The organism is Limnobacter sp. UBA3528 (genome assembly GCF_002377005.1).
Classification (GTDB): Bacteria; Pseudomonadota; Gammaproteobacteria; order Burkholderiales; family Burkholderiaceae_B; genus Limnobacter.
Map to the genome: position 1 here is coordinate 35,090 of NZ_DFOZ01000020.1, position 12,924 is coordinate 48,013.

General features: G+C 53.2%; 13 protein-coding genes. 7 read left to right on the forward strand and 6 right to left on the reverse strand.

Annotated features, from left to right (window positions below):
- Nucleotides 1–57: 57 nt before the first annotated feature.
- From coaE to B4N58_RS05990, 5 genes are all read right to left on the reverse strand, one after another.
- Nucleotides 58–684 (reverse strand): dephospho-CoA kinase, encoded by a 627-nt coding sequence (gene coaE / locus B4N58_RS05970; RefSeq protein WP_291746956.1) that lies wholly within the window; start codon nt 682–684, stop codon nt 58–60.
- A 7-nt stretch (nt 685–691) separates the two neighbouring features.
- Nucleotides 692–1,531 (reverse strand): prepilin peptidase, encoded by an 840-nt coding sequence (locus tag B4N58_RS05975; protein WP_291746958.1) that lies wholly within the window; start codon nt 1,529–1,531, stop codon nt 692–694.
- Nucleotides 1,528–2,766, reverse strand: coding sequence for a type II secretion system F family protein (locus B4N58_RS05980; RefSeq protein WP_291746961.1), 1,239 nt, complete (start codon nt 2,764–2,766; stop codon nt 1,528–1,530). The genes B4N58_RS05975 and B4N58_RS05980 overlap by 4 nt, the downstream gene beginning before the upstream one ends.
- 18 nt (nt 2,767–2,784) lie before the next feature.
- On the reverse strand, nt 2,785–4,482 hold the full coding sequence (gene pilB, locus B4N58_RS05985) for a type IV-A pilus assembly ATPase PilB (RefSeq protein WP_291746964.1): 1,698 nt from the start codon (nt 4,480–4,482) through the stop codon (nt 2,785–2,787).
- Between the two features lie 108 nt (nt 4,483–4,590).
- The gene (locus B4N58_RS05990) at nt 4,591–5,583 is read right to left on the reverse strand and encodes a polyprenyl synthetase family protein (protein WP_291746967.1); all 993 of its coding nucleotides are present in this window, start codon (nt 5,581–5,583) and stop codon (nt 4,591–4,593) included.
- A 202-nt stretch (nt 5,584–5,785) separates the two neighbouring features.
- Here B4N58_RS05990 and rplU point away from each other — a divergent pair, with 202 nt between their 5' ends.
- The 5 genes from rplU (at nt 5,786) to B4N58_RS06015 (ending at nt 9,643) form a co-directional block, all read left to right on the forward strand.
- Complete coding sequence (rplU, locus tag B4N58_RS05995) at nt 5,786–6,097, forward strand: 50S ribosomal protein L21 (RefSeq protein ID WP_291746970.1); 312 nt, start codon at nt 5,786–5,788, stop codon at nt 6,095–6,097.
- A 16-nt stretch (nt 6,098–6,113) separates the two neighbouring features.
- Nucleotides 6,114–6,374: a 50S ribosomal protein L27 gene (rpmA, locus tag B4N58_RS06000; protein ID WP_008250442.1), complete on the forward strand. Its 261-nt coding sequence runs from the start codon at nt 6,114–6,116 to the stop codon at nt 6,372–6,374.
- Between the two features lie 134 nt (nt 6,375–6,508).
- Nucleotides 6,509–7,624 carry an Obg family GTPase CgtA gene (cgtA, locus tag B4N58_RS06005; protein WP_291746973.1) on the forward strand — a complete coding sequence of 372 codons (1,116 nt, stop codon included), beginning with the start codon at nt 6,509–6,511 and terminating at the stop codon, nt 7,622–7,624.
- A gap of 5 nt (nt 7,625–7,629) precedes the next feature.
- Nucleotides 7,630–8,751, forward strand: coding sequence for a glutamate 5-kinase (proB, locus tag B4N58_RS06010; RefSeq protein ID WP_291746976.1), 1,122 nt, complete (start codon nt 7,630–7,632; stop codon nt 8,749–8,751).
- Nucleotides 8,752–8,782: 31 nt separating this feature from the next.
- Nucleotides 8,783–9,643, forward strand: coding sequence for an alpha/beta fold hydrolase (locus tag B4N58_RS06015; RefSeq protein WP_291746979.1), 861 nt, complete (start codon nt 8,783–8,785; stop codon nt 9,641–9,643).
- 36 nt (nt 9,644–9,679) lie between these two features.
- Here B4N58_RS06015 and B4N58_RS06020 read toward each other — a convergent pair whose 3' ends face one another.
- On the reverse strand, nt 9,680–10,240 hold the full coding sequence (locus tag B4N58_RS06020) for an RNA pyrophosphohydrolase (RefSeq protein WP_008250450.1): 561 nt from the start codon (nt 10,238–10,240) through the stop codon (nt 9,680–9,682).
- A gap of 140 nt (nt 10,241–10,380) precedes the next feature.
- On the opposite strand from B4N58_RS06020, the gene B4N58_RS06025 reads away from it, so the two are divergent.
- Nucleotides 10,381–12,141, forward strand: coding sequence for a proline--tRNA ligase (locus B4N58_RS06025; RefSeq protein ID WP_291746982.1), 1,761 nt, complete (start codon nt 10,381–10,383; stop codon nt 12,139–12,141).
- On the forward strand, nt 12,110–12,808 hold the full coding sequence (locus tag B4N58_RS06030) for a transglycosylase SLT domain-containing protein (RefSeq protein WP_291746985.1): 699 nt from the start codon (nt 12,110–12,112) through the stop codon (nt 12,806–12,808). The genes B4N58_RS06025 and B4N58_RS06030 overlap by 32 nt, the downstream gene beginning before the upstream one ends.
- Nucleotides 12,809–12,924 lie beyond the last annotated feature (116 nt).

Consider the following 12,924-nt stretch of genomic DNA (forward strand, 5'->3'; position numbering starts at 1 on the left):
AAAAGGAACATCAGGTGTGATTGTGGCGCACCTGTGGTTTTCATGCAAATAGCAAGGTCATTTTTGCGCTTTTTTTATTAATTTTTGGTGCAGAAAGTCGATTTTTTTAATCAGTTCGGCTAGCCCGCCATTGTTTTCGATCACCTCTGTTGCACCTGCCAACCGCTTCTCTCGGGTGGCCTGGTTCTGTATTACGGCGCGTACTTGCGTTTCCGGCCAACCGTTGCGTTGAATCACCCTTTGAACCTGCTGTTCCACTGGGCAATCGACCACAATGATTTCATCCATCAGTTCGCCCCAGCCCCCTTTTTCAAACAGCAGCGGCACCACCAGTACGAAGTACAGTGTTGCGCCGGTGTCAAGTTGTTGCTGAACAAGCTGGCGGATTTTTGGGTGAAGAATTTTCTCCAGCGCAATACGCTTCTCGGGTTCTTTGAATACCAAAGCCCGCATGTGATCGCGATTCATGCTGCCGTCGGGAAGCAATGCCTCACGGCCAAACGCTTTCTGTATGTCGGGTATCGCCAGGCCTCCGGTCTTGGTCAGGCTGTGGGCAATTTCGTCGGTATCGATGATCGTGGCGCCCAAGGCTTGAAGCCGACTGGAAACCGCAGTTTTCCCAGATCCAATTCCGCCGGTCAGGCCCACCACCAACTGCTTGGGTTTGTTTAAGGCTATGTGCATGGCTTGTTTAAATCCACTTGGTCAGGTCAAAGCCTGCCATCCACGCCAATGCACCCATGACCAGGCAAGGGCCAAAGGGGAATGCATCGGTTTTTTTCTTTCCGCGAATGGTTTGAATAATCAGGCCGAATACAATGCCGGATACAGAGGCAAACAACACCACGCTGAAAAGGGATGTGACTCCCAACCAAGCGCCAATTGCAGCCAACAGTTTGAAATCTCCGTAGCCCATGCCTTCTTTTCCTGTGGCCAGCTTGAAGAGTTGGTAGATCAGCCACAACACCAGGTAACCCATGGCGGCCCCAGAGACCGCGCTGGCCAAAGGCACAAATTCGACAAAAAGGTTAAACAGCAAACCAGCCCACAACAGGGGTAGGGTAATGCTGTCGGGCAACAGGTAAGTATCGAGGTCAATCAGTGCCAAAGCCAGCAGGCTGGCTGCAAATGCCATCAAGGCCAAGGCCACAACGCCGGGTGGGTGAAGCAAGCCAATGGCCAGAAAAAGCCCCCCGCACAACAGTTCAACGACAGGGTAGCGCAAGGAGATCTTGCTTTTGCAATGACCACACTTACCACGCAGAAGCAGGTAAGAAATGACGGGAATGTTATGCCAGGCTTTCAAAGGCGTTTTACAAGCCGGGCAATGGGACGCGGGCAGAAACAGGTTAAACCGCGGAAATTCCTCGGGCTCACGGCCCTGGGCTTCAGCAAGGTCTGCATCCCAGGCTCGTTGCATCATGATGGGCAAGCGGTGAGCCACCACATTCAGAAACGAACCGATACAAAGCCCCAGCAGCACGCCTAGCACAAGCCATTGGGCTGGCTCCAAACCATTCAGTGCGGTCAAACAATGTCTCCCATATTGAAGATCGGCATGTACATGCCCACGATGAGCACGCCCACCAGTATGCCAATAATGCACATAATCATGGGCTCCATGACGGTGGACAGTGTATCCACTTTGTCATCAAGATTGGTTTCATACTGATTGGCCAGTCGTTCCAGCATCGAGTCCATCCTGCCCGACTCCTCCCCAATCCGAATCATCTGGATCGATTCTGGCGGAAACAGTCGACTGTTCTCCATGCTGTCGGAAACCCGACCACCCGAGGCAACGGCTTGCCGTATTTCAAGCGTGGCATCCTGAAAGCTTCGAATTTGGGACACACTGGCCACCGATTCCAATGCTGAAGTGATCGGCACGCCCGAAGCGCTCAAGGTTGCGAAAGTGCGTGTCCAGCGTGCATGAACCGCGGTTTTCATCAGGTCGCCAACCAATGGCATTCGCAACAACAGAATGTCCATTGAGTTTTTGAATTTTTGATTTCGGCGATACATTTGAAACAGGCTGTACATACCCAGGCCCATGCCAGCCAGCACCATCAACCCGTATTCCTGAAGAAAGTCGGAGGCTTGCAGCAGCAGCGTGGTGAGCAAAGGCAGCTCAGCATCAAACTGAGAGTAAATGGACTTGAACGAAGGCAGGACAAACAGCAACATGCCCACTGTGACACCAATTGCCACCAACACCACAATGCTTGGGTAAATCATGGCTTTGCGCACTTTTTGCCGAATTCGCAATGTTTTTTCAATGTGGGTGGCCAAACGCCCCAGTGCTGAGTCGAGTTCACCGGCGTTCTCGCCGGCGGCCAGGGTGTTACAAAACAGATTGTCGAAACAGCGTGGGTGTTTGCGCATGGCCTCGCTGAGTTTCAAGCCGCTTTCCACGTCAGCCCGAATGGCTCTAACCACTGTTTGAATGGCTCTTTTGGATTTGCTGGTCATGCCGCCCGCAATCAAACCAAGGCTTTGCCCCAGCGGTACGCCTGACTGAATCATGACCGCAAGCTGCCTGACAAACGAGGCCACCAAGACCAATTGGATATTGCTGCCAGTGTAGGGTTTGGCTTTTCGAAGTGAGCTGGCTTTGACACCTTGCCGGCTTAGCTGATAGCGGGCATGGTCAATTGACCTTGCCCTGATTTCGCCTGATCGGGCCTTTTGTGCTTTGCCTTTGGGTTTCTCTGTCCACAAAAACAGCAAGTCCCCTGAAGGGGGGTTCTCTCTCAGGTTTGCATTCATTGTGCGCTCGCAAGCAGATTAATCGGCTTTTGTCGCGCCCAGAATTTCCTCGATGCTGGTGATGCCCAAGCGAACTTTGGCAACGCCCGATTCACTCATGCTGGCAATGCCCTCTTGGCGGGCAAGGCGCTCCATGTCGAGAGCAGATGCACCCGAAATGATGAGTTCCTGCATGGCCTCGGACACGGGTAACACTTCGTAAATCCCGGTGCGACCAGAGTATCCTGTGCCATTGCAGGCCTCGCAGCCCACCGCGCAGAAGGGTGTCCAATCCTCTTGGGGGACCTCTTTCAAAAGGCCAGAGGTGGTCAATGCCTGCAGCCCGAGCGGGTGCGGTGACTTACAACTGCAAAGTTTGCGCACCAGTCTTTGCGCAATAATGAGACTGACCGACGAGGCAATGTTGAAGGTTTCAACACCCATGTTTTTCAAGCGGATGATGGACGACACGGCGTCGTTGGTGTGCAAGGTGGACAGTACCTTGTGACCAGTTTGTGAGGCTTTGATTGAAATGTCTGCTGTTTCAAGGTCCCGGATTTCGCCGACCATGATGACGTCGGGATCCTGACGCAGCAGGGCTCGCAAGGCCTTGGCAAAAGTCAGGCCGATCCGCTCGTTGATATTGACCTGGTTGATGCCCGGCAGATTGATTTCTGCGGGGTCTTCTACGGTGCTGATGTTGATGGAGTCGTTGTTCAGCATTTGCAGAAAGGTGTACAGGGAGACTGTTTTCCCGCTGCCAGTGGGCCCGGTGACCAGAATCATGCCGTGTGGTTTTGCCAGGGCTTTTTCGACAGCCGTGCGCTGGGTCGTGTCAAACCCCAGTTGCTCAAGTTTTAGCAGCGATTTGCTGGAGTCGAGCAAACGCATCACAATTTTCTCACCAAACAAGGTGGGCAGGGTGCTGACCCGGAAGTCGATTTTGCGTTCATCGGCTCCGAGAGTGAGTCGGATTCGGCCGTCTTGGGGAACACGTGTTTCGGTGGTGTTCAGACGGCTCATAATCTTGATCCGAGCCGCAATTTTTGATTTGGCGGCCAGCGGGGGCTGTGAGGTTTCCTGAAGTACGCCGTCAATGCGGAATCGAACCCGGTAGCTTTTTTCATAGGGTTCAAAGTGGATGTCCGAGGCCCCTTTTTTCAGGGCATCACTCAGCACTCGCTGAACGAACCGCACAATTGGAGCATCGTCGACGTCCGGTGAGGCTTCCTCATTGTTTGAATTGCCAGCGTCAGATTCAACCTCGGTCAGCAGGCCTTCATCCATGCCTTGAGAGGGATCATTTTTTTCGATGCGGCTAAGTAACTTGTCGTATTCAACCACGACAGGTTCCACCTGCAACTGGGTGCGAAACTTCAGTTGCTGAATGGTGCTGAGGTCAGTGGGGTCGGCCATGGCTACACTGAGCGAGCCGTGGCGACGATTCAATACAAAAGCTTCCAATCCCTTTTCAGCCTGAATCAAATCCGCTTCAAGGCTTTCGCGGTTGTCGTCAAACTGGCTCAGGTCGAGCAAAGGGTATCCAAAATGTTGTGCAACCGTGCTGGCCAAGAGTTCGGCGCTCACCAGGCCGTTGCTCACAATCCACTCGGCCACGGATCGGCCTTGGGCCTCTTCTGCAGTCAACTGCTCCAGCTGGGCGTTGTCCAGAATTCCTTTGGCGGTCAGTGCCCGCACAAGCCCTGAGCTTTTGACAATTGCACTACTGATGCTCATAGATCAAGATCCTTGAAAGTGAACGGTTTGGATCAACAGTTGTATTGCCCAACTATGCGTATTCAGTATGTACTTATCAATCACCTAGGCGGATGTTTTTCGCGCGGATCAAGTGTTGCGATTCACGGCAACATCGCACAGCACCGCCAGTGCTTCAGTATACGGGTTGCTGGTCAGTGATCCCAGGCGGGTCTTCGCCGAATCTGCCAGCGCCTGCGCCTTGTTGCGCGTGTAAGCCAGTGAGCCGGTTTGCTCTATGCTCGCCATAATGACGCTCACATCCTGGGTGCCGCCATTGGCAATCGCATCCCGAATTTGGTTTTGTACCTGTGGTTTGGCGTGCTGCATGGCGTGGATCAGGGGCAGGGTGGGTTTGCCTTCGCGAAGGTCGTCGCCCACATTTTTGCCCAAAGCTGCACTTTCTCCAGCGTAATCAAGTACGTCATCGATCAGTTGAAACGCACTGCCTACTTCTGCGCCGAAACGGCCCAGGTTTGTGATCGCTTCCTTGCTCTGCCCGGTGACAATGCCCGCCAGTCGGCAGGAGGCTTCAAACAGCTTGGCAGTTTTAAAGTCGATGACCTGCATGTAGCGCGCTTCTGTGACATCGGGGTCTTTGCAGTTCAACAACTGCAATACTTCGCCTTCGGCGATGGTGTTGGTGGCCTCTGACAGTACGTCCATGACATCCATCAAGCCAATTTTTACCATCATCTGAAACGAGCGGGAATACAGGAAGTCGCCCACCAGCACTGCAGCCGAGTTTCCGTACTCTGCATTCGCAGTCAGGCGGCCGCGGCGCATGTCCGATTCATCGACCACATCATCGTGCAGTAGTGTGGCGGTGTGAATAAATTCAACAATTGCAGCCAATTCAATGGCTTGCTGCATTTGTTGCTGGGTTGCACCCAAGGCCCGTGCGGTCAATATAACCAATGCGGGGCGCAACCGCTTTCCACCTGCATTGATAATGTAATCGCTGATCTGGTTGATCAGGCTGACCTCGGAATGCAGGCTGGTTCGAATGACCTGATCAAGTTGCTGCATGTCGGCCGCGATGGGGGACAACACACTTTTCACACTGGGAACTGGGCTGGGCATGGGTTCACTGCATGTCGGGATGATTTATGTTGCGCTTATTGTACTTGACGGTGTTTGCGAAAAGCCGCACCGGGTCAACAGAATGAACGCTGGATGATCACAAGGCTTTGACAACATTGCACTTTCCGAGCATAATTGCGGGCTATCCGAATTTTTTCGGGTTCATTAATTGAAAGTTAGTTTAAAGAAATAAGGGTCAACTATGTACGCGGTCATAAAAACCGGCGGCAAGCAATACAAAGTTGCTGCTGGCGAAAAATTGAAAATAGAACAGATACCTGCTGACATTGGCCAAGAAATCTCTCTGAACGAAGTGCTTGCTTGCGGTAGCGGCGACACAGTTAAAGTGGGTACTCCACTGGTTCAAGGGGCTTCGGTCACTGCAGTTGTTTTGGCACACGGTCGTCACGACAAAGTGAAGATCTTCAAGATGCGTCGTCGCAAGCACTACCAAAAGCGTCAAGGCCATCGCCAGAACTACACTCAAATCCAGATCCAAGCCATCAACGCTTGATAGAGGAGAATGACTCATGGCAAGTAAGAAAGGCGGCGGCTCTACGCGCAACGGACGTGACTCAGAAGCCAAGCGACTGGGTGTGAAGGTGTTTGGCGGTCAGGCAATCAATGCCGGCGGCATCATCATTCGCCAACGCGGCACACGTTTTCATGCTGGCGACAACGTCGGCATGGGCAAAGATCACACATTGTTCGCCCTGACAGACGGTCAGGTGCAGTTCTCAGTGAAAGGCGCTCTGCGCCGCAAAACTGTGAGCGTGGTCAACGAGGGTTAATTTCCTTCGTTTGCACCGCACACCGTGCTTGGTCCGATAGCCCTGCATTGCAGGGCTATTTTCGTTTTTGGACAGGTACATTCAAATTTAAAGTTAAAAGGCGCAGTTAGCGGGCGCAGTTATCAGGAATAAGCATGAAATTCATCGACGAAGCAACAATTGAAGTGTTCGCAGGCAAGGGCGGCAATGGCTCTGGCAGCTTTCGTCGAGAGAAATTCATTCCCAAGGGCGGCCCGGATGGAGGCGATGGCGGCAAGGGTGGCAGCGTGTTTGCCGAAGCCGATCGCAACCTGAATACCTTGATTGATTACCGTTTTTCCAAGCAGCACCGTGCCAAGGGCGGCGAAAACGGCCGTGGATCTGATTGCTATGGCGCAGCCGGGCCAGACATTGTGTTGAAAATGCCAGTGGGCACCACCATCGTGAATGCCGAAACCGGACTGGTGGTCGCCGATCTGACCGAACATGGCCAGCAAGTGCTGATTGCCAAGGGCGGCGATGGCGGCTTGGGCAACATTCACTTCAAAAGCAGTGTGAACCGTGCGCCACGCCAGTTCACCAAGGGTAAAGACGGCGATTCAGCCCGCTACAAGCTGGAATTGAAGGTGTTGGCCGATGTGGGTTTGCTGGGCATGCCCAACGCGGGCAAATCCACCCTGATTGCTGCGGTATCGAACGCCCGCCCCAAAATTGCGGATTACCCCTTTACCACCTTGCACCCCAACCTGGGCGTGGTGCGAATTGGGCACGCCCAAAGCTTTGTGATCGCTGATGTACCTGGCTTGATCGAGGGTGCCGCCGAAGGCGCGGGCCTGGGTCATCAGTTTTTGAAGCACTTAAGCCGCACACGCGTGCTATTGCACCTGGTTGACTTGGCCCCGTTTGACGACAACGTAGACCCAGTTCACGAGGCCGCGGCCATTGTCGAAGAACTGCGAAAATACGATGAAGACCTGTGGGCCAAACCCCGCTGGTTGGTGTTGAACAAAATCGACATGATCGCTGAAGAAGACCGGAAAGCCAAAATCGACGATTTTGTAACCCGATATCGCGAGAAGACCGGTTGGCAAGGGCAGGTTCACCCCATTTCAAGTTTGACCGGTGAGAACACGGCCAACCTGATGCGCTCTGTGTACGAGAACCTGGTGCAGCAAATGCAAGTGGAATTCCCACCCGAGCCTGATGCACGCTTTCGCGAAAGCACAGGTACACTCATCAATCCTCAAGAAACTGGCGACGATCAGGAGTAATTTCCGTGGCAGAGAAATCTCTGGCAAATCAACGTGTGGTGGTCAAAGTTGGCAGCTCGCTTGTCACCAAGGGTGGCAAGGGCGTGGACATGGAGTCCATTCGTGCATGGGCGGCACAAATCGCGGAATTGACCAATCAAGGTTGTGAGGTGGTGCTGGTTTCTTCAGGCGCAATTGCCGAGGGCATGAAACGCCTGAAATGGGCCAAACGCCCCAAAGAAATTCATGAGCTGCAAGCTGCTGCGGCGGTGGGGCAAATGGGTTTGGTACACGCCTACGAAATTGGCTTTGCTGAACATGGTCTGGTGTGTGCGCAAGTGTTGTTGACCCACGCAGATTTGGCCGATCGCGAACGCTATCTGAATGCACGTTCTACCCTGTATTCCTTGTTGGGCCACAAAGTAGTGCCCATCATCAATGAAAACGACACAGTCGTGACCGACGAAATTCGCTTTGGTGACAACGACACCCTGGGCGCATTGGTCACCAACCTGGTTGAAGCCGACACCTTGGTTATTTTGACCGACCAGGTGGGCCTGTACAGTGCCGACCCTCGCAAAAATCCTGATGCCAAATTCATTCATGAGGAAACTGCGGGCAACCCTGAGCTTGAGAAAATGGCAGGTGGTGCGGGCAGCAGTGTGGGTACCGGCGGCATGATCACCAAGATTCTCGCAGCCAAACGTGCTGCAAGAAGTGGCGCGGCCACGGTCATTGCCAGCGGTCACGAGCCCAATGTGCTGGTTCGCCTGATGAAGGGTGAACCGGTGGGCACTTACCTGAAAGCCCCGCTGGGTCGCTTGGCGGCGCGAAAACAGTGGATGGCCGACCATCTGAAATTGAAAGGTTCGCTGTTGCTGGACGCAGGCGCGGCCGAGGCTTTGCGCAAGAAGAAAGGCAGTTTGTTGCCCATTGGCGTAACAGGTTGCCAAGGCAATTTCCAGCGAGGTGACGTGGTAGCCTGCCTGAGCCCAGAGGGCGAGGAAGTGGCACGTGGCTTGGTGAATTATGCAGCCGCCGAGGTTAAAAAAATTGCCAAGCAACCCACCAGCGCGATAGAGTCCATCCTTGGTTATCTGGATGAACCTGAGTTGATACACCGAGACAACATGGTGGTATTGGCCTGACACAACAAATTTGCAAGGAAGGAGTGGGCTGATGGAGCTGTCGATGTGGAAAAACAGCGGGCAGTTTTTCGACTGGAAAGGCCACTTCATCTTTGTGCAAGACACTGCGGCATCCAATAAACCAGTGTTGCTGCTTATTCACGGTTTTCCAACCGCAAGTTACGACTTTCATTTGCTGTGGCCTGATCTGGCCGAAACTCATCGTTTGATCGCATTCGACATGCTGGGCTATGGCTATTCCGACAAGCCGCGCACCTGGCAGCATTCCATTTTTAACCAGGCCGACATTGCAGAAGCGTTGTTGAAGAGCAAAGGTGTGGATGAATGCACAATGATTACGCACGATGTGGGCGACACCGTGGGCCAGGAGTTGCTGGCCCGCCATGCTGAGGGAAAACTGGGTTTTCGCTTAAAGCGAGTGGTGATGCTGAACGGCGGCCTCTTCCCCGAAACACACCGAGCCATTCTGGTTCAAAAACTGCTCCTCAGTCCCTTCGGGTTTGTGTTCACCCGATTCATGAAAAAGGAAAAGCTGTCTGCCAGCCTGCGCAGCGTGTGCTCGGCGGGATTAAGCGATGCTGATATTGATGCAGCCTGGACGCTGATGGCCCACAAGAAAGGCAACTTGTGCATGCACCTGTTGATTCAGTACATGCGCGAAAGGCGCGAAAACCGTGACCGTTGGGTAGAAGCCTTGCAAAAAGCCGACATGCCCTTTGCGTTGATTGATGGCGTTGAAGACCCGATTTCCGGCGAGCACATGGTGCAGCGCTTTGAAGAACTGGTACCCGGCAAACAAACCATTCGATTGGCAGGTTTGGGGCACTATCCACACCTGGAAGACGCTGCAAAAGTGTTGGGTGCATTGAAACCCCTGCTGGATAGGCAATAGAATAAAAAAAACGCGAACCTGGTGGTTCGCGTTTTTTTATGTCGACTCAGGTTTTTCTTGGGTTTCTTCGGTTTTAACAGCAGGCTCCCAGTGGTCGCCCCTAGGCAGTCGCCTTGGGTCATTTCTGGAAAACAGCAGTTTGGCCAACTCTCCCAATGCTTGTTTGTACACTTCCCGTTTGAAATCAATTACGTTTTCAAGTGGAACCCAATACTCGTTCCAACGCCAGGCATCAAATTCGGGGTGTTCAGTAGCCCGCAGGCTGACATCACAATCCCTTCCAACCAATTTCAGCAAAAACCAGATTTGTTTCTGGCCCTTGTAGCTTCCCCGCCATTCCCGTCGAATCCAGTGATCAGGCACGGTGTACCGCAGCCAATTCCTGGTTCTTCCTATAATTTCAACATGTTCTGGCAACAAGCCAACTTCTTCGTGGAGTTCCCGGTACATGGCTTGTTCAGGCGATTCACCATGTTTAATTCCGCCCTGCGGAAATTGCCAGGAATGTTCACGAATTCGCTTACCCCAAAAGACCTGCTTTCGGGAATTGGTCAAAATAATGCCGACGTTGGGACGGTAGCCTTCTTTATCAAGCATACGCGCCCCGCAGATTTCTTTACAATTTAGAGTCATTATAAGCACCCGCCTGCGTTTGTACACCTAGGGTATCCGCGCTGCGAGCGGATAAAAGTACAATCGCAGTTCTAACCAATTCATTACTCACGAGTTTTTTGCAAATGCGCGCCACCCAGTTTTTTTTGAATACCCTGAAAGAAGCCCCTGCTGACGCAGAAGTGATCAGCCATCAACTGATGATGCGGGCTGGAATGATCAAGCGCTTGGCCGGTGGCATTTACACCTACATGCCTGTGGGTCTGCGTTCAATTCGCAAAGTGGAAAATATTGTTCGCGAAGAAATGAACCGCGCTGGCGCGCTTGAGTTGCTGATGCCAGCCGTTCAGCCTGCCGAGCTGTGGCAGGAAAGCGGCCGTTGGGAAAAGTACGGCCCCGAGCTGTTGCGCATGAAAGACCGGCACGATCGTGATTATGTGATTGGCCCGACGCACGAGGAAGTGATCACCGACGTGGTGCGCAAGGAAGTGAAAAGTTACCGACAACTGCCACTGAACCTGTACCAGATTCAAACCAAGTTTCGAGATGAAATTCGTCCCCGTTTTGGTGTGATGCGTGGTCGCGAATTCGTGATGAAAGACGCCTATTCTTTTGATCGCACGCAAGAAGCCGCCCTGAAAACCTATGATGTGATGTACGACGCTTACCGCCGTATCTTCACCCGCCTTGGTTTGAACTTCCGGGCTGTGAATGCCGACACCGGTTCAATTGGCGGCAACCGCAGCCACGAATTTCATGTTATCGCCGACACAGGTGAAGATGCAATTGCATACTGCCCCAGTTCAGACTATGCCGCCAACGTTGAATTGGCTGAGGCGGTGTGCACCGCGCAACGCCCAGCCGCCAGCAAGACCATGGACAAGGTACACACCCCCGGCAATTCGACCTGCGAAGCAGTAGCTGCGCAGTTGGGGCTGGCTTTGACCGCAACTGTTAAAAGTGTGGTGTTTGCCAATGAGTACCTGGAAAAAGATGAAACCAAGCCAGTCAAGAAGGTACAAATTGTATTGGCGTTGGTGCGGGGTGACCACGAGGTAAACGACATCAAGTTGGGCAAACTGGCGGGCGTTCAGGAACTGCGCCTGGCCACTGAAGCTGAAATTGTGGCTGCTTTTGGCACCCAACCCGGTTATTTGGGCCCAGTTGGCTTGTCGCCAGATGTGCGGGTGGTGGCTGACCGCAGCGTCGCCGCCATGGGTGATTTTGTATGCGGTGCCAACGCCGCAGACTATCACTACGCGGGTGTGAATTGGGGGCGTGACTTGCCCGAGCCCGAGGTGTCCGACATTCGAAATGTTGTTGAAGGCGATCCCTCGCCAGACGGCAAAGGTGTGCTGGCCATGTGTCGTGGTATTGAGGTGGGCCACGTGTTCTATTTGGGCACCAAGTACTCGGAAGCCCTGCAAGCCAAGTTTTTGGAAGAAAACGGCAAGCCAGCAGTGATTGAAATGGGCTGCTATGGCATTGGTGTTACCCGTATTTTGGGTGCTGCCATTGAGCAAAATTTCGACGATCGCGGCATTATTTGGCCATTGAGCATCGCGCCTTTTGAAGTGGTCTTGTGCCCAATCGGCTACAAGAAAAGCGACGAAGTGAAGGCGCAGGCCGACAAGCTTTATCAGATGCTGAAAGATGCTGGCGTGGATGTGATGCTGGACGACCGCGATGAGCGCCCAGGCGTGATGTTCGCAGATTGGGAGTTGATTGGCGTGCCGCTGCGGGTTACCTTGGGTGACCGTGGCCTGAAAGAGGGCAAAGTAGAGTTTCAGTCTCGCGATGGCAAGGTTGAAAAGCGCGATGTTGAAGTTGGGGAAATTTTTGAGCAGTTGCGTGTTGAGCTTGCCAGCAGGCAAGTCAGTTTGTAATCCGTTTGCCCGGTTGGTGCACAGTGCCCGCAGGGTGCTTGCGCTTGCTGCGGTTGTAGTGGCTGCGACCGGTGTTGGTTCACCGGTCTTTGCCAATCAGCAATACGAACCCATGGCAGACCATGTGCGCCTGGCGCTTCGTACCGCCTTGAATGCCCCTGCGGCACCACGTCCAATTTTTGATTCCGTAAGCCACCGTATCGACTGGATGGCCGACATGTCACGCCGCCTGGCCCGCCGTATACCTGATTTCACCCAGCGAACAGAACTCATCAAGATTATTCGCTATGAGGCGCAACGAGTTGGCATTGATCCTCAAATTATTTTCGCTTTAATTGAGGTTGAAAGTAACTTCCGTGCCGATGCGGTGAGCCATGCCGGGGCCATTGGTTTGATGCAGGTAATGCCGTTTTGGACTGATGTATTGTCCAGTGGAAGTTCTAGGGAGTTGTTTGAGCCGCGCGTGAATATTCGCTATGGCTGCCTTATTTTGCGGCATTACCTCGACATTGAAAAAGGCAATCTGGACCGGGCCCTGGGGCGTTACAACGGCAGCCTTGGCAAAATGACTTATCCCAATCTGGTGTACGACAGACTCGACCGCAATTGGGGATACAGCCATGTGGAGCCGCCGAAGCCGGCGCCGCGTATTGCGGGTGATTTTTGAGCTGAACTTGAAGGTTCGCCGTTTCGGTTTATTGCCCACTCGGCGTGGGTTGTTTGTGTCGCACTGAAAACCGCTAAATCCCTTTTTGAACTGATTCTTGCTCACCTCGCTCAATG